Source organism: Halobacteriovorax sp. RT-1-1 (assembly GCF_047085455.1).
GTDB lineage: Bacteria > Bdellovibrionota > Bacteriovoracia > Bacteriovoracales > Bacteriovoracaceae > Halobacteriovorax_A.
In genome coordinates, this window is sequence record NZ_JBKIXZ010000001.1 from 1,501,250 (window position 1) to 1,517,645 (window position 16,396).

The following is a 16,396-nucleotide window of genomic DNA, read 5'->3' on the forward strand; positions in this document are numbered from 1 at the left end:
AGTGATTTTATGAGATATGTAATTTCTGCATGCTAGATGGCAAGCATGGATTCCACGAAGTGACGTACGCCCTGCGTTGCAACTTCTGCGATTGTTTCATCAAAGAGCTCAGCATTATTTGTCGGATGTGGATTAATCTCTAAACAATGAGCACCAGCGCTTTTTGCAATAGCAACAAAGTTTGCGGCCGGGTAGACTAGCCCTGAAGTACCAATTGAGACAAATAGATCGCAATTGAGTAGTGCCTGTTGAATTTCATCTAAGAAAAGCGGGACTTCACCAAACCAAACGATATGTGGCCTAAGATTTCCTTTGGTATGACAACATTGGCAGCGATCTTCGATGGTAAGGTCTTTAGTCCATTCATAGATTTTCTTGGTTTTCTTGCAGCGAATTTTTAGAAGCTGGCCATGCATATGAAATATATTCTTTGAGCCGGCCCTTTCATGCAGATTGTCGACGTTTTGAGTGATAACCGTTGTATGAAAACTTCCTGTCTTTTCAAGCTCCGCAAGTGCTATGTGAGCATCATTTGGGTGAACTTCACCTGACTGTAACTGTCGTCTTCTTTGGTTGTAGAATTCGTGAACTAAATTGGGGTTATTGTTAAAGGCCAAGGGGGAGGCTACCTCGTAGATGTCGTGGTTTTCCCAGAGCCCATTTTGGTCACGAAAAGTCTTTAATCCCGACTCCTTAGAGATGCCAGCGCCTGTTAGTATACAAATATTTTTTATGCCAGCAAGGAGTGCTTGGTCTTTTAAAAATTTCATTAATTTATGGTAACATACTCTTGGTGAATACATAAAGTGAGGATTTTAGTGGACCCATTATCACAGGCAGTGCTCGGTTCGATGGCATCTCTTGGAGCGGCCAAAGTTAAAGCAAAAATGCGTCAAAAAACAAAAGATAGTAGTGACTCTAATGAATCTAAAGAAACGCCTAGTTTAAAGGTGATAGCTCTATGGGGTGCTCTTGCTGGGATGGCCGCTGACCTAGATGTCTTAATTCGTTCATCCTCTGATCCTCTATTTCATGTTCAGTTTCACAGGCATTTCACTCACTCTCTCTTCTTTATACCAATAGGGGCCTTAATCGTTAGTTTATTTCTTAAACTATTTCGTGTGCCAGTGAAAAGAAGTTACCTTTATACGTTTTGTGCTTATGCAACCCATGGGCTTCTTGATTCATTCACAAATTATGGAACTCAGCTTTTTTGGCCACTTTCTTCAACAAGAGTGGCGCTAAATACCGTTGCTGTCATTGATCCACTTTGTACTATCCCGCTCGTTATTCTTGTTATTCTTTGTCTTCGAACAAAGAATTTAAAATTTAATGATGCCGCCATTATTTATGTCATTGCTTTTATGTCACTTGGTTTTTATCAACGTGAGCGAGTTACTAATTTCCTAACGTCTAAGGGCCTTATTAATGAACAAACACAAAGGCAGATGATTAAGCCGACAATTTTTAATAATGTCATATGGCGAGGAATTGTCGTCGATCAAGATCAAGCAAAGTTTTATGCTGTTAAAAGTATTCCTTTTGGTAAGATTAAGCTTTATCCAAAAAGTGAGAGTGCATCGATTGTTAAAGAAAATGAGATTAAAAACCTTTTAAAGCACTATAAGTCTCAGAAGTTTCCTTATGACTATGAGAGGTTTAGAAGCTTCACTAGCGGTTATCTACATTGGGGCCAAGATAATACAATTGTGGATTCACGCTACAGTATTCTTCCTTATTCATCACAGGCCATGTGGGATATTAAATTTCATAAGGGAGAAGGACACGTTGTCTTCAATACATCTCGTGCCGTTGATATCAATTCACGAAAAGAGTTCTTAAAGTTACTATTTGATTTCTAATAAGAAGGTCTCAATAGCTCTAATATTCTCAGGCGCAATTTCGTGAGAGTTAATTTTAAAGCTTACATATTGAGCATTAGAAATCTTCTTTTTAAGCTCAATAAAGCTATTATGAGAGTTTTGAAATTCAACAACGGGGTCACCTTCATTATGTATTGAAAGATGATCAAAGCTTAGGTTTTCTCCAAGCTTATCAACTCTTGTATTTGCATTAATTGCAATTGAAGCTTTTATTCCGGGTAGGTAGCTTGCCATAATTGGCGCAAGGTAGCCTCCCTGAGAGTATCCAATAATTATGACATCCTTAAAGTCAATTGCGTTGGCCTTAAGATAGTTTCCAAGGGCCTGGATTGGTGTACTCATATCAATATAATATTTCTGTCTTGTGTGGTCGTAGAAATACCAACTATAGCGATAAGTAATTTCTTTAGGTCTAATTTTAGGAATTGGAAAAATCCCATTTGGAATAAGAATACGAAAGTTCTGTATAATCTCTGATGAAAATTTATCGACAATATTTTCTTTTATTTGTTCATTGTTTTGGGCAAAACCGTGTAGGACTAAAAGAGTTTTTTGCGCTTTAGGATTGCCGACTTCAATAGAATCAATCGGGAGATTTGTACCAACATTTGTTCGACTAGTATTATTTTCCATATGTTTTATAATAGATGGAGCGAGGAGAATTTAAAAGTGAATTCTAAAATGCAGCATACATTCAAGGACGATGAAATCGATTTAGCAAAAGAGATTATTCTGGAGAATATATCATTCTTTGAATGGATGAATATGGAAAATCTTCTCATTTCAATAAAGAGTGAAGATCTAAGCCTTCTTGATGATGTAAATATGGAAGTCCTCGAAGCCTATCTCAATGAGTTTATTAGAGAAGGACTAGTGGAAGTGAAGCATGAGGCTAAGAATGAAGCTTTCTATCGTCGCGTGCAAATAAAGAAGAAGAAATTTTTAAAGTTCTTCTAGTAGTTTTCTACTTATCTTTCTATTTATCTTTCTATTTATCTTTCTAAAGAAAAATTGCCATAAATAACCAAAGCGCTCCAGCTGTTGAAAGTGGAATCGTTAGGTTGTCATCAATTTTAAAATCCATAAAGTCTACTGCTGTTACCACAAGGGAGCTGAAGATTGAAACGAGTGCTATCTTTATATTAAACTCATAGACATTTATAAGCACCATTAGGTGAATGGCAAGTGTGGCAATTAAGAAGGCCAAAGTTCCCTCAAGGGAGCGATTCGCTTTTAATTTAGTTTTACCAAAACGAATTCCAATGATTGCGCTTAATGGGTCACAAACAGCAAGAGTGAAGACGGCCACTAGTGAAATCGTTTTTGGAAAAGTTAAGATTGTAAGAAGTAGGCCCATAAGATACGGCATGGAAGCTGACTCTTTAAGTTGTTCCTCTGCACGTAAAAGGTAGCGGCTACCTAGCTTCATTAATTTATTTTCTGGATAGTTAATTCTTATCTGTTCAAGAATATAGAATACACATGTAGCAATACCAAGGATGTGAACAGCTTGGGCGTGAGTAAGAAAATGCTTATAGATCATTCCCGCAATAAGGCCCATCGAAAAGTGGAAAATCCTACGTGGCATATGTAGGTCTTTTCTCGTTTTCGTTATCTCTTCTTTTGTATCGTTTTCTTCTTGTGAAACTTGTTCAGCTATATCTTTAGTCGATGTTTCCACATCGTTTTTTTCATTATTTGCAATTGTCGTATCCATATGTGCATCTTAACTCAGGTTGTTAATCCTGACAAAACTATTTTTTTAGTCCTGACAGACTGTTCGAGATAAAATCTTTGGTGATTTTGAAGATTGATCGGCGATCCTGTCCATAACTATACTGCCCATCACTCAGGGACTCTAAAGAGACCTCTCCACTGCGTTTAAGGGCCTCTTTGAGGATAAGTGGCCCTGCAATTTCAAAGATGAATATACTGGAAATGATGGTCTGAAAGATTATACCACTTGTGATATGGGGGATTCTTTGAATAGTCATGGCAATAGCTATGGCCGTACCAGCATGTGAATAGAGGCAATGACCTAACATACTGTAATCATTGCTTTTTACTCGCTTTGCAAAGAAGCGATGGGCCACAAAAATAGATAGTGTTCGAATGACGATGTACATGATCACAAAGAGTGCGTCATCAGATATAAGCCCTGCAATATTGATATGGGTGCCAGCAAAGACAAAGAAAATGGCATAGAGTGAACTTCCAATATCTCTAACTGTCGTATGAATGAGGCGACCTTTTGAAGAAGCTTGGGTGACAGTAAAACCTAAAACTAGCGATATTAAGAGAACATTCAACTTTAAGAAATAAGCGAGTGTTTGAGCAAAGAGAATCATTGTTATGATGGAAAAGAGAAAGTTACCAATCTTATTCTCAAAATTTTCAAGCCAAGTAAGAAGAAGTCCCAGTACAACTCCTACTGCAATTGATCCGATCACTTCTTTGGCCATGGAAAGTAGTGACTGATAAGCAGAGGCAGAAGAAGGCCACAGGTCTGTTGCTTCAAAAATTGAAGTCAAAAATAAACTCCCTACAATTGTTAGTCCAGTGACAACGGCCAAGTGAATCATGATTGCATCAGTAATTGGGCCATGTGTGTTGTATTCTTTCATTACTAGTACCGTTGTAGGGGGAGCCGCTTCGATACTTATAATTCCAAGCATTGAGGATATTATAAAAATATTTGTTAAGGAGAGTCCGGTAAAGATAGCAAGACAAGTGGCAAAGAGAACACTGCTAATCAAGAACATCAGAAAAACTTTAAGGTGAGTTTCCTTAATGATTTCATTGCTTAAGCGCCTTAAGAGATACTTATTAAATTCCCCGCCAATATTAAAGAGAATAAGGCCTAGAGCAAGGTCAGAAAGATAATTAGTTTTTTCAAGAAATTCGTGAGTGATTAGGCCTGTGACATATGGCCCTAGAATAATCCCTAGCATAATAAAACCACTGACCTTAGGGATTCCTATAAATTTAGTAAAACGTGCTACCACAAGACATAACAGAAGGCACAGGCCTAGAATTGGAATAACGGCCTGGGTATCTGTTAAATCGATGAAGTCGAACACATTTAACCTCGCTCATTGGCTTTGTTGAAATTTAACGCACACAGACGCTAGATCAAACTTAAGAGGTATAAAGATGCGTTAATAATATTAAGTTTTTTACAACTAAGGATGTAAATGGCTACAATAGAGCTATCAATTATTTAACGAGGTTGTTCATTTGAAGAAGAAAATCTATTTCACACTTTTTATTCTCGCAATTATTGCAGGTCTTCTAGGTTGGGGAATTTTAAATTATCCAAAGTCTGATGGGACTCGCTCGGGTAAATTAGTGCGAATCACAAAGAAAGGTGTCTTCTTTAAAACTTATGAAGGAACGCTAGATCTTGGAAGTGGTGATCGACTGACGTGGGGATTTTCTGTTCATGATAAAGCGCTTGGCGAACAATTAATTGCTCAGGCCGGAAAGAATGTAAAACTTGAGTACAAAGAACTCTTTTTTAAATTTTTCTATGAAACAAATAATGTCGTTGATGGCTGGTCAATTGTTGAGAGCCCAGAAGATAATGTCTTTCTATGTCGCTTAGTTCGTATCCTTCAAGAAAACTCTTCAATTGTTGAGTATTTAAGACCTCGAATTCAAGAACAGGATAGTGAACTACTTCAGCGCATGCGAGAGTGTAAGTAGTTTAGCTGGCCTTCGAAGTTGGCAGTTTGGAATTACGCCATGTCAAATCAAGGCCATGGCAAGAATTTCACTTTACTCTCTGTTAACGAAAAGTACTTGGAGAGAATTATGATGAATGATTTTTTTTAAGAGTATTATTAATTTGAGACCTCGAAAAATGTTTGATTTCAAAACACCCTTCGAGGTTTATCATAATATTAATTTGTACGAGTAATTTGAGCTTAGCATGGCACCCTCTTACCAAGACCAGTACTTAACTGTTAAAGCAACGAGTAGGCAAGGAAAGAGGATGATCACAGTGAAGAGCAAAAAGTTAAATGCATAGAACTCTGGGTCTTGAAAGAATTTTGTTATCATTTTTTTTAGTGACATGTTGGCGCTCCTGCCGCTGGACTCCACATCATATACACACGATAGACAATTGTGGCAGTTCCAATAATTAAAAATAAGTAAGGGACTCCAGCTTGAATACGAGTTGGAAATTTTATTTTCCTAATCGCACTTGGCCCAAGGAGAAGTCCTGGTAGTGTTCCTAGCCAAAAGAAGAACACAAAGAGTGCCGCAAGTGTTGGAGAGGCCGCACTTATTGCAAGTGCTAACATCGCCCATAATAGCCCACATGGAAGTAGAACACTAATACCTCCAATTGAAAAATTAAAGAGGTGAGGTTTATTTCCTACTTTCTTTGATATCTTTGGCCAAAGCCTTGCATTTAGATTGTGTAATTTTTGAGAGACTATTTGAGCTAATTTGAAATTTGAAAATTTAAAAAGTCTTTTAAGTCCCATCCAGATTAAGATCAATCCAATACTTAGCCCTGAAAAGAGCATGAGGTATGGATTTGATTTTATATCAAGGATTGTAAAACCAAGCACCGGAATAACCAGTGCTGTGGCCATGTAGCCCAATAGTCTGCCTACTTGGTAGGACATATTTTGACTAAAGGACTTAGAGACGGCCATGGTAATTCCACCACACATTCCCACACAGTGGAAATTTGCAACAAGTCCCATTGTCAGACCTGCGCTTATGATTACATAAGGTGAAATTCCCTGCAGACTACTTAGTTGGTCCAACTAAAACCGCCTCTTTTTTGATCTCTTCATTTGTGTCGAGATCTTTTATAATGAAATTAAACTTTAAGCTTCCGTTAGTTAGTACATCATTATTAAAAACAATGAAGACAATTTTTCTTTCGTGGTTTGATTTGAAGATGAATGGATTTCTGGGCATCTTCATTTCGTAAGAGCCTTCTTTAATCCCTTCAACTGCAATTTCAATATTTCTTTCAACAATCTCACCACTTTGTTCAATTACAATATGAAAGTGGTTTCTTGTTGTCGTTGGTGAACTTACTGTAAATGGTGTTCCTGGACCTCTAAGGACTGTTGTTGTGATTCCTTGTGACATTGAAACACTATAAACAAATCCAATTAGTAGACCAATTAGAACAACTAGGTAGCTAATATTTCGAATTGAGAAAATATGGCGCCCTTTTCCTTCAATATTACTTTGAGTGTCGTAACGAATGAGTCCTGTCGGGCGATTCGTTTTTAACATGATGTCGTCACATGCATCAATACAGTTTGTACAAGCGATACATTCTAGTTGAACACCTCGTCTGATATCAATTCCTGTTGGACAGGCCTTTACACAAGCATAGCAGTTGATACAATCACCATGCTCTTCAGGTTTCATTCCTGGCTGACGTCTTGGTTCTCCACGTCTTTCATCGTAAAGAATTGCTAGTGAGTTCTCATCCATAATTACAGACTGCATTCTTCCATATGGACAAGCGATAATACAAAATTGCTCTCTAAACCAACCAAAGTCTAGAAGGACAATTGTTGTGATGAGAAGCATGATCGTAAATAGTGTGAAGTTCTCAGCTGGGTTTTGAAAACTTATTGATAGTAGGTGATGAGTACCTACGAAATATCCCAAAAATGTATGTGAGATATGTAGTGAGACTGCAAGAAAAGCAATCCACTTAAGAGATTTTTTAATAAGTTTCTCTTTTGTCCAAGGGCCTTCAGCAAGTTTCTTTCTCGCTCTTGGCTTTCCTTCAATTAGGGCCTCGAGCTTGAGGAAAATTGATGAAATGAAGACTGTTTGTGGACATGCCCAACCACACCAAACGCGCCCAAAAATACTTGTGATAAACCCGATAAAGAAAAGAAAACCGAGTATCACAAATATTAAAATAGGCGCATTGTGGGCATAAAATTTGTATGTAAAGAATGAAAATTCTCTGGCCGGGATATTAAGGAGAATCATTTGTTCTCCTTGAATATATATCCACGGCAAGACTAGATAGACAAAAATAAGAAACCAATAGAATATCTCACGCCTGGTTTTCCAGATCCCTTTAACTTCTTCAGGGAACAGGAAGACTCTGTGTCCACTGTCGTCAGTTGTACCAAGTCTTGATTCGTGTAATTCAAATTGTGATTTCTTTGCCATTTCTTTCTCTTTCAAATTCTAATTTTATTCGCTAAGTAGCTCACCTTGTGGCTCTTTCGCTTTTGCAGGAGTAGTTCCTTGCAGTGCTAATACGTGGTCAGTAACGGCCATGATGTCTTCCTTGCTTAAGATATCTCCCCAAGCAGGCATCCCTTTATCTTCATTACCATGAACAACAAACTTATAGATTTGTTCTGGATCAAGTTTAGTAATATTAATCCAATGTTTATCTGTTAAGTTTGGACCGATGTCCCCACCACCATCATCTAAGTGGCAGGCAGCACAGTTTTCAATAAAAACAGTGTTACCAAGCTCTTTTGCTGCAGGTGTGGCCACGTAGCTGTCGTATGCTTGAATATCGAAGTTGGCAGTGTTTGCTGCTTCTGCATCGATGATCTTTTGCATTTCAGCCATCTCTACCTTGTATGTATCCAACAGTGTTGGTCCATCCATTAGTACGTAGTACATAAAGTAAGGTATCGAGAAAATGAATGATAGGGCCCAAACCCCAGTCCACCAACTTGGAAGCGGGTGGTTGAGCTCTTGAATACCATCGTACTCATGATCCATAACAAGATCTTTCTCATCCTCAAGTACGATATTTTCCTGTTTCGATTTATTATTTTCGTTAGTCATTGTTGCTTCCTTTGTTTTCATTAACGACTGCTTCGCCGTCAGAAAGTGCATTGTTGGCAACTTCTTCATAAAGCTCTTTTGAGCCCGGTCTCATTGACCAGAAGAAGGCCCCTAAGAAGATGGCCGCAAAAATGAATAGCGACACTGCTGGCATCCATTCCCACGGCATATTTTGCATTACTTCAGATTTCATCTCTATTCCTCTGACTTAGTTTCTTTTGTGTCAATTCCAAGTCTTTGTAGATACGCAATAAGTGCGATGATTTCTTTATCTTGCATCTTCATTGGTACACCAAACTCATTTAATCCCTTAGTGATTTGAGTTGCTTGCTCCATTGCAAGATCAATAGCATTCGAAACTTCGTCTTCACTATATGGAGTTCCTAGTGCAACCATAACATCCATTTTCTTTGGAAGCATTTTGAAGTTAACTTTCTTCTTAGTTAGCCAGTCGTAGTTAGGCATGATTGAGCCTGCTGTCACTTCACGTGGATTAATCATGTGACGGTAGTGCCACATATCATTATATTTTCCACCTACACGTGCAAGATCTGGACCGATACGACGTGATCCCCATTGGAATGGTCTATCGTATACAGATTCTGCTGCAGTTGAAGGATTTCCATAACGTAGCTTTTCAGAAACAGTTGGACGAATTTGTTGAGAGTGACAAACGTAACATCCTTCTTTAACAAAGATATCTCGACCAAGAAGCTCTAGTGGAGTGTATGGTTTTACTCTAGGGTCTACTTCGACAAATTTGTTTGAAAGCATTGAAGGAATAATTTCAATTGCTCCACCAACAAGGATTGCAACTAAAGTTAGAACAGTAAAAGTAACAGGAAGCCCTTCAAGCTTTCTGTGAGTTTCAGCATTTGCATCTTCAGGGTGAGCTGAAATAGGTGCCGCTTTAAATACTTCTTCTGATTCTTCTTTGTCTTTGTTTACATACTTTGATTTCTTATAAGTCATCCATAGGTTGAAGATCATTAAGAAGAAACCTAGTAGAACGAATACACCACCAAATGCACGTACCCAGTACATTGGAATAACTTTGATTACAGTTTCAATGAAGTTAGGGTAAACAAGTTTCCCTGTAGCATCAACTGCACGCCACATTAATCCTTGAGTAATACCAGCTACCCACATTGACATCATATAAAGTAGAAGACCAATTGTTGCTAACCAAAATTGAGCGTTAGCAATTTTCTTAGAATATAATTCTGTCTTCCATAGTTTTTCAACACAGTAGTATAGAACACCAACAATTAGCATGTAGTTCCAACCAATTGTACCAGCGTGCACGTGACCAACAACCCAGTCAGTGAAGTGACCGATGTAGTTAACCGATTTAATTGAAAGTAGTGGACCTTCAAAAGTTGCCATACCGTAGAAAGTAACGGCCGTAGCAAAATACTTTAAGATTGGCTCAGTTCTAACTCTATCCCAAACACCTCTTAGTGTTAGAAGGAAGTTGATCATCCCACCCCATGAAGGCATCCATAGGATAATTGAGAAAGTCATACCAAGTGTTTGAACCCAATCTGGAACAGATGAGTAAAGAAGGTGGTGAGGACCTGCCCAAATATAAATAAATACTAGAGACCAGTAGTGAATAATCGAAAGTCTATATGAATAGATTGGACGATTAGCAGTTTTTGGTAAGAAGTAGTAAATGATCCCTAAGAACGGAGTTGTTAGGAAGAAGGCAACAGCGTTGTGCCCATACCACCATTGAACAATCGCATCTTGTACACCAGCATAAATTGGATAAGACTTTAAAAAACTTACTGGAACAGAAAGAGAGTTGAAGATGTGAAGAACAGCAATTGTTACAATTGTTGCTATGTAGAACCAAAGGGCCACATACATATGACGTTCACGTCTTTTAACTAGCGTACCAATGAAGTTAACAGCAAAGACTACCCAAATAACTGCAATGGCAATATCAATTGGCCATTCTAGCTCGGCATACTCTTTCCCTGTTGTAATCCCTAGAGGTAGAGTTAAAGCTGCTGAAACAATAATCAGCTGCCATCCCCAAAAGTGTACCCAAGATAAGAAATCTGAAAAGATTCTTGCCTTACATAATCTTTGAGTTGAATAGTAAACTCCCAGAAACATCCCGTTTCCAACAAATGCAAAAATCGCAGCATTTGTGTGAAGTGGTCTTAGACGGCCAAAAGTTGTCCATTCTATACCTAGGTTAAGTTTCCAATAGGCCAATTGGAAAGCAATAAAGACACCCATAAATAGTGCAATCGCCCCCCAGAAAACTGTCGCCATAAGAAAAGCTTTCGATATCTTGTCGTTATACGAGAACTCTTCTAGATTGGCATTTGTACTCATGCTCATAATCATTCTTCCTTTTTTTGGTTGTGAACAATATTATTTTTCTCTTCTTCAAATAAAACTCTAATAGAAGGCGTATCTAAGTCATCATATTGACCCGTTTTAGTCGCCCAAATAAAAAACAACAGAAATCCTACTGCTAAGAATATTGCAATCGGTAGTAGAACGATAATGACTTCCATCAGCTTTTTCCTTTATTTTTTAACATTCTCTTATCAAATCCAATTAACGGAAGTGTACTTGAAAGAAGAACTGTTAATGAACTGATTGGCATTAAAATCGCCGCATGCAGTGGAGTAATGATATGCATTAGCGCCAATGTTATTCCTGCGATATTATAAGTAACTGCAAACATAATATTACGGCGTAAAGTACCTTTCACATTACGTGCAACTTTAAATAAGACCTTTATGAGGTTTAAGTCTTCTTGTGGCATATAAATGTCACAGCTTCTAAGGGCAATGTCTGCTTGTGCACCAATTGCAATTGATACATTAGACTTAATCATGGCAAGAGCATCGTTGTCACCATCACCCACAAAGACAACATTTTCGAGTCTGTTAGCAAGCTCTAGCTTCTGTTCCGGGCTTTGTTCAATATAAAGACTTGCCTCATTGATGCCAGCTTCTCTCGCTATCTTTTTTGCCATCTCTGAAGCATCACCAGTTGATAGGTGAATATCAATATTTCTTTGTTGCAAGAAGTTCACAAGCTCTTTTGATTCAGGTCTGATGCTGTCTTCAATTTTAAAAGTGGCAATAATCACTTCATCAGCAAAAAGGGCAATCTCTGCATCAAGTATGCCCTTGCCAATAAAGTAAGTTGTGTCTTCGATTTGTGCCTTAACACCTTTTCCTGTAATCACCTCAGCAACTATATCTTCGTACTTAGAGAGATCAGTATTTGATAGTTTTTGTTTTGAATATTTCTTTAGTGCAAAAGCAATAGGGTGTTGGGCCGCTCTTTCAAGAGTAAATGTTAAAGCAAGGATTTCTTCATCACTTAGATCAGATTGATTTGTAAAACTACTTACTGCAAACTTTCCTTTTGTAAGAGTACCAGTCTTATCAAAGATAATATTCTTTGCATTATTTAACTCTTCTAGGCTTAGCTCGTTTTTAACATAGATACCATACGACTTAAGCTTATTAATTCTAGTCGCAACAACAATTGGTGTGGCCATAGCAAAGGCACAGGGACATCCAACTATTAAAATTGCTAGGATGACTTCAAATGATTTTGAAACGTCTCCAGTATAAAGACCTTGAATAAGTGCCACGATACTTAGAACGATAATTCCAATTGTGAAGTAGCGTGAAATTTTTTGTGCCCATACATTGGCAGGGTTTTTTACGATTGTATTATTCTCAATTGCTGATAGGTTCTTACCTAGTTTTGTTTGCGTTCCAATTGCACTAATTTCAAGTTTGAGGTCATTGCTCAAACTTACAGCACCTGCTGCTATGAAGTCTCCCTTATTAACAACAAGTGGGCGGCTCTCTCCTGTATTAATTGAGTTTAGAATTAGTGCTTTTTCACTTGCAAGCTTTCCGTCGTAGATAATTCTTTCGTCTTCTTCAAAAAGAATTTGATCACCAACCTCAACTTCATTAGAGAAGACATGTTTAATTGTATCGCCAACAATCTTCTTAACTCCAGTGTTTAGAAATAGAGAGGAGATGCCTTTTGTCGACATTGATTTTTGAGTCAACATCTTTACAAAGTAGCGTGACAGTAAAATCAGAAATATAAGTGTTGTGATTGAATCAAAGTATACAGGTCCAGATTCTCTAAAGAAATTAATTGCCGACAGTATGAAGCCAAAGACAATTGCCATTGCTAGTGGAATATCGACATTAGTACTTCTAAGTCTAATAGCACTGACACTATTAACTAAGATTGGCCTAGCACTATAAAGAATCACTGGAAGACAAAATGCAAAGCTTATTCCATCGAATAATTTTACGTAATCTCCAGTTGCCCCGGCATAATTTGAAACAGCGTAGATCATGATATTACTCATGGCCGAAGCTGCAACTCCAATTTGAAGAATATCGCGACGATCACTTAATTTCTTTTCTTGATCTTTTTCAATATTAAACGGGTGAGGAGTGTAGCCAAGTTGCGCAAGAGTTGCAGCAAGCTTTGCAATTGAATACGGTCTTTTTGTATCAATTGTGAAACTACCTAAATTATTTCCAATATTAACCTGGGCCTCAATAACTGAGTTTTCAAGTTTTGAGATTCTTTCAATTAACCAGATACAAGCAAAGCAGTGGACACCTTCAAGTAGAAAGTGAACTTTAAGCTTATCTCCTTCAATTGTAATGTATTCGCGAATAAAAGCTTCGCTATCCATGTATTCAAATTTATTGGCAGATGTCGTAGGGCGCTCTTTTAGGCTATTGGCCTGAGAGCCTTGCTCATTTTGATAGCGATAGAAATCTTCAAGGTTATTACTAAGAAGAAGAGAGTGGACACTCATGCACCCATAGCAACAAAACTTTTCTAATTTGCCATCTCTTTCATTAGTGATGAGCTCACCAGGGGCAATTTCTTCAGAGCAGTGAAGGCACACTTGTGCCTCGCAAGCCTGTCTCTTGCTTGTGATACTTTGGATATCCATCTCTACATTCTTGTTAGTTATCTTTTTTTTATAAACTTAAAATAGTAAAACTTTAATAAACGCCTTCAGCTCTCTTCTCTAATTCAGCGGCATCCTTGATAATGATTAACTTACCATTTTGATCAATAAGACCGTCTTTTCTGTATTCAGAAATAATACGAATTAGAGTTTCATTGGCCGTTCCAATCATTGTGGCCATCTCTTCTCTTGTAAGCTTTAGCTCGATTTGAATTTCACCATTGATAAGCACGTTACCATGAGTCTTAGCAAGATCGAGTAGAAGTTGAGCTATTCTCTCGCGAACATTTTTTTGATGGAAAGCACTTGAGCGCTCTTCTGCAATTCCCATGTCGCGGCTTAACTTATTAATTAGTTCTAGCGCAATTGCTGGTTTATCATTGATTAGTTTTAATAAACTTGGTTTATCAATAAAACATACGGAAACATTATCAATGGCCGTTGCTGTTCCATTGAAGTCTTGAGCAGTAAATAGTGATCTGTGGCCAATAACATCTCCATGTTGAGCAATTCTCACAATTGTCTCTTTTCCATCGGAGCCTGTTTTTGTCAGCTTGATATTTCCTGATTGTACACAGTAGATACCTGCTGGGCGGTTTCCTTGCGAAAACAGCTTTTCACCACGTTTAAACCTTAATGAAGATGCAGTAAGTGATACTTTAGCGGCTTCTTCATTTGATAACCCACAGAAAATCCCTAACTCTCTTGATGGGCAATCTACACACTGTCTCTTTTCCATAATTTATACCTTTTCTTGGTTAAACCAATCTTATCACTTCATATATCTAAATTAAATAAGTTATAGGGGAAATAATATGACGAATATCATGTTTTCGTGTTAGAAGGTGTTTTTCTTCTTAATATTTTTAGTAATTTACTGTATCGCAGTACAAACTTTAGATTTAGGTTAACAACTTAAGTTAAATAGCTTAAATTAAAGGCTTATTTGACAATATTGGTGGACAAAAAATGAGCGACAATAAGAAAGACAATAAGAGTAATAATTTAGCGACTACTGACGTTATTTCTTTAATTCTTAAAGAGTCTAAGGCCTATACTTCGATGGAGTTAGTTAATAGCTACATCTCTAAAGGAGAAAGCCTTGAAAAGCTACCTGTTCAGCCACTTTATGTCTCAATTAAGGCCCTGCCTGTTGAAGTCAAATCTCACGCTCTTAAGCTTCTGTCTAAAGAGCAAAGAGAAACTTTCTATGATATTGACCTTTGGACAAAAGATGAACTTGATATCAATGAATTCACATCATGGGTAAGTACAGTTGCTAAGTGTCCTGATGAAGAAATTCGTTATGAATTTGTAAAATCAGATCAGTTCATTTTATTTCTTAAGGGACGCTTCAATGTTTGGACTTTCGATGTTGAAGATCCTCTCTATCCAGATGATCACGACAACTACTTTCTAACTGAAGATAATCTTCTTTTATTCGAATTTGATGAAGATAATGAAGTTGTCGATGAAGTACGCCAACTTATCAAAGACCTTTATACTGAAGTTGGAGTGGAAGCTGCTTACCAGCATCTTTTTAAAATGATTTCTGAAGACTATATGATCTACAATGAGAATCAGTATCAAGATAAGAAAGAAAGGCTAAGAGACTTTGGCTTCGTTGATTATTTCGAGGCCCTACAAGTGGTTAATCCATTTCCTTCTGTTGGCCATATTGATTTATTCATTAACAAAAAACAGCCTCTAACTGGTAATATTTCGACAAAAGGTAAACTTCAAACACTTCACCAAAATTCGATTATTGCCTTTGAAAAGAATGCTGCAAGTATTCACGAGGAGCTGAATAAGGTTCAAGATGAGAAGCGCTTTAGCTACCTACATTTCAACTTTATTCGCATGCTTAATGCAAGTATGGAGTACTATGGGGTTTTAAAAGATGGCCCTGTTGCTATGACTCGTATTGGGAATCAGAACCGAGAATTAATCCTTCTTGGAATGTCTTATATTAAAGATATCCGAAACTTTGCTGATGAAAGTATTTTTGAGTACTTTGATTTTACTGATATTTATAAGATTGGAAATTCGCTCATTCGCATTCTGCAAAAGGATGTGAAAAAGGCGCTAAGAAATCATCTCTTTGAAGATACTGAAGAGAATTTTTTAGGTGCTTCTTTTGATTTATTTCTAGATGATTTCTTTAGTGATCTTGTGAAGTATCGTGACAATGACAATAAGATTGTTGTTGTTAACAATGTTGAAGTCTGGAGAAAGTTACAAAGCAAGTGTAAGCTTCTAATTGAGTTGATGCCTTTTATTAAAACACTTAAAGAGACTTATTTATCTCTTAAAGACGATGGCATGCTTTCTGATAACTTCTATTTAAACTACGATATTAACTCAATTGATTTTGAGGCCATCATCCTCTCAACTCTTATTAACTACAGTCTTGATAAGTTTGACAAAGATGACTCTCGCAAAATGGGTGTTTCAATTGAAGAGTTTAGAGAATTTTCTAAGAAATCTAACCTTAGCTCAGGTATTTTTCAAAATGATTACATTACCCAAAAGGTTGCAGGCTTTGCTCAAACCTTTGGACTTGATCAAATTGAGAATATTAATGAGTATATCCTGAAAATATTACACGACCATTTAACGGGTTACGAATTTGAAAATCTTCGTGATGATGAGTTTAAGCACGTTGGTGGGCCTATTATTTTTAACACCTTAAGTTAGTCTAATACGTGTTATT

At 37.3% G+C, this 16,396-nt stretch carries 17 protein-coding genes; 4 read left to right on the plus strand and 13 right to left on the minus strand.

The window, feature by feature from the left end:
• Window positions 1–32: 32 nt before the first annotated feature.
• Window positions 33–770: an NAD-dependent deacylase gene (locus ACMAWV_RS07445; protein ID WP_392991645.1), complete on the minus strand. Its 738-nt coding sequence runs from the start codon at window positions 768–770 to the stop codon at window positions 33–35.
• A gap of 48 nt (window positions 771–818) precedes the next feature.
• Here ACMAWV_RS07445 and ACMAWV_RS07450 point away from each other — a divergent pair, with 48 nt between their 5' ends.
• Window positions 819–1,862 carry a metal-dependent hydrolase gene (locus ACMAWV_RS07450; protein WP_412469648.1) on the plus strand — a complete coding sequence of 348 codons (1,044 nt, stop codon included), beginning with the start codon at window positions 819–821 and terminating at the stop codon, window positions 1,860–1,862.
• Here ACMAWV_RS07450 and ACMAWV_RS07455 read toward each other — a convergent pair.
• Complete coding sequence (locus ACMAWV_RS07455) at window positions 1,848–2,516, minus strand: acyl-CoA thioester hydrolase/BAAT C-terminal domain-containing protein (protein WP_412469647.1); 669 nt, start codon at window positions 2,514–2,516, stop codon at window positions 1,848–1,850. The two genes, ACMAWV_RS07450 and ACMAWV_RS07455, sit on opposite strands and share 15 nt — an antisense overlap.
• A 36-nt stretch (window positions 2,517–2,552) precedes the next feature.
• On the opposite strand from ACMAWV_RS07455, the gene ACMAWV_RS07460 reads away from it, so the two are divergent.
• Window positions 2,553–2,840: a hypothetical protein gene (locus ACMAWV_RS07460; protein ID WP_146037820.1), complete on the plus strand. Its 288-nt coding sequence runs from the start codon at window positions 2,553–2,555 to the stop codon at window positions 2,838–2,840.
• A gap of 43 nt (window positions 2,841–2,883) precedes the next feature.
• Here ACMAWV_RS07460 and ACMAWV_RS07465 read toward each other — a convergent pair whose 3' ends face one another.
• Both ACMAWV_RS07465 and ACMAWV_RS07470 read right to left on the minus strand, forming a co-directional pair.
• The gene (locus ACMAWV_RS07465; RefSeq protein ID WP_412462701.1) at window positions 2,884–3,600 is read right to left on the minus strand and encodes a diacylglycerol/polyprenol kinase family protein; all 717 of its coding nucleotides are present in this window, start codon (window positions 3,598–3,600) and stop codon (window positions 2,884–2,886) included.
• Between the two features lie 37 nt (window positions 3,601–3,637).
• The gene (locus ACMAWV_RS07470) at window positions 3,638–4,963 is read right to left on the minus strand and encodes a cation:proton antiporter (RefSeq protein ID WP_412469646.1); all 1,326 of its coding nucleotides are present in this window, start codon (window positions 4,961–4,963) and stop codon (window positions 3,638–3,640) included.
• Window positions 4,964–5,120: 157 nt separating this feature from the next.
• On the opposite strand from ACMAWV_RS07470, the gene ACMAWV_RS07475 reads away from it, so the two are divergent.
• Complete coding sequence (locus ACMAWV_RS07475; protein WP_103217473.1) at window positions 5,121–5,588, plus strand: hypothetical protein; 468 nt, start codon at window positions 5,121–5,123, stop codon at window positions 5,586–5,588.
• 237 nt (window positions 5,589–5,825) lie between these two features.
• Here ACMAWV_RS07475 and ACMAWV_RS07480 read toward each other — a convergent pair whose 3' ends face one another.
• The 9 genes from ACMAWV_RS07480 to ACMAWV_RS07520 are packed head-to-tail and all read right to left on the minus strand — an operon-like array spanning window position 5,826 to window position 14,422.
• Window positions 5,826–5,960: a hypothetical protein gene (locus tag ACMAWV_RS07480; RefSeq protein ID WP_021266605.1), complete on the minus strand. Its 135-nt coding sequence runs from the start codon at window positions 5,958–5,960 to the stop codon at window positions 5,826–5,828.
• Window positions 5,951–6,664, minus strand: coding sequence for a sulfite exporter TauE/SafE family protein (locus tag ACMAWV_RS07485; RefSeq protein ID WP_146037819.1), 714 nt, complete (start codon window positions 6,662–6,664; stop codon window positions 5,951–5,953). Before ACMAWV_RS07485 ends, ACMAWV_RS07480 begins: the two co-directional genes overlap by 10 nt.
• On the minus strand, window positions 6,648–8,051 hold the full coding sequence (gene ccoG, locus ACMAWV_RS07490; protein ID WP_392991655.1) for a cytochrome c oxidase accessory protein CcoG: 1,404 nt from the start codon (window positions 8,049–8,051) through the stop codon (window positions 6,648–6,650). Before ccoG ends, ACMAWV_RS07485 begins: the two co-directional genes overlap by 17 nt.
• A 24-nt stretch (window positions 8,052–8,075) precedes the next feature.
• Window positions 8,076–8,687 carry a cbb3-type cytochrome c oxidase N-terminal domain-containing protein gene (locus ACMAWV_RS07495; protein ID WP_158246832.1) on the minus strand — a complete coding sequence of 204 codons (612 nt, stop codon included), beginning with the start codon at window positions 8,685–8,687 and terminating at the stop codon, window positions 8,076–8,078.
• Window positions 8,680–8,880 (minus strand): cbb3-type cytochrome c oxidase subunit 3, encoded by a 201-nt coding sequence (locus ACMAWV_RS07500; RefSeq protein WP_021267131.1) that lies wholly within the window; start codon window positions 8,878–8,880, stop codon window positions 8,680–8,682. The genes ACMAWV_RS07495 and ACMAWV_RS07500 overlap by 8 nt, the downstream gene beginning before the upstream one ends.
• Before the next feature lie 2 nt (window positions 8,881–8,882).
• Window positions 8,883–11,036, minus strand: coding sequence for a cytochrome-c oxidase, cbb3-type subunit I (gene ccoN / locus ACMAWV_RS07505; protein ID WP_103217575.1), 2,154 nt, complete (start codon window positions 11,034–11,036; stop codon window positions 8,883–8,885).
• An 8-nt stretch (window positions 11,037–11,044) separates the two neighbouring features.
• Window positions 11,045–11,221, minus strand: a complete 177-nt coding sequence (ccoS, locus tag ACMAWV_RS07510) for a cbb3-type cytochrome oxidase assembly protein CcoS (protein WP_103217468.1) — start codon at window positions 11,219–11,221, stop codon at window positions 11,045–11,047.
• Entirely contained in the window at window positions 11,221–13,665 is a 2,445-nt protein-coding gene (locus ACMAWV_RS07515; protein ID WP_412462697.1) for a heavy metal translocating P-type ATPase, read from the minus strand. Before ACMAWV_RS07515 ends, ccoS begins: the two co-directional genes overlap by 1 nt.
• Before the next feature lie 52 nt (window positions 13,666–13,717).
• Window positions 13,718–14,422, minus strand: coding sequence for a Crp/Fnr family transcriptional regulator (locus ACMAWV_RS07520; RefSeq protein WP_103217466.1), 705 nt, complete (start codon window positions 14,420–14,422; stop codon window positions 13,718–13,720).
• A gap of 230 nt (window positions 14,423–14,652) precedes the next feature.
• Between ACMAWV_RS07520 and ACMAWV_RS07525 the strand changes: the two genes are divergently transcribed.
• A complete protein-coding gene (locus ACMAWV_RS07525) occupies window positions 14,653–16,380 on the plus strand; it encodes a DUF6178 family protein (protein ID WP_412469645.1) in 1,728 nt (575 codons plus the stop codon).
• Window positions 16,381–16,396 lie beyond the last annotated feature (16 nt).

Coding starts and splice junctions, on each gene's coding strand:
- ACMAWV_RS07445 (WP_392991645.1), bottom strand. CDS start 770: ATGAAATTTTTAAAAGACCAAGCACTCCTTGCTGGCATAAAAAATATT.
- ACMAWV_RS07455 (WP_412469647.1), bottom strand. CDS start 2,516: ATGGAAAATAATACTAGTCGAACAAATGTTGGTACAAATCTCCCGATT.
- ACMAWV_RS07465 (WP_412462701.1), bottom strand. CDS start 3,600: ATGGATACGACAATTGCAAATAATGAAAAAAACGATGTGGAAACATCG.
- ACMAWV_RS07480 (WP_021266605.1), bottom strand. CDS start 5,960: ATGTCACTAAAAAAAATGATAACAAAATTCTTTCAAGACCCAGAGTTC.
- ccoG (WP_392991655.1), bottom strand. CDS start 8,051: ATGGCAAAGAAATCACAATTTGAATTACACGAATCAAGACTTGGTACA.
- ACMAWV_RS07495 (WP_158246832.1), bottom strand. CDS start 8,687: ATGACTAACGAAAATAATAAATCGAAACAGGAAAATATCGTACTTGAG.
- ACMAWV_RS07500 (WP_021267131.1), bottom strand. CDS start 8,880: ATGAAATCTGAAGTAATGCAAAATATGCCGTGGGAATGGATGCCAGCA.
- ccoN (WP_103217575.1), bottom strand. CDS start 11,036: ATGAGTACAAATGCCAATCTAGAAGAGTTCTCGTATAACGACAAGATA.
- ccoS (WP_103217468.1), bottom strand. CDS start 11,221: ATGGAAGTCATTATCGTTCTACTACCGATTGCAATATTCTTAGCAGTA.
- ACMAWV_RS07515 (WP_412462697.1), bottom strand. CDS start 13,665: ATGGATATCCAAAGTATCACAAGCAAGAGACAGGCTTGCGAGGCACAA.
- ACMAWV_RS07520 (WP_103217466.1), bottom strand. CDS start 14,422: ATGGAAAAGAGACAGTGTGTAGATTGCCCATCAAGAGAGTTAGGGATT.
- ACMAWV_RS07525 (WP_412469645.1), top strand. CDS start 14,653: ATGAGCGACAATAAGAAAGACAATAAGAGTAATAATTTAGCGACTACT.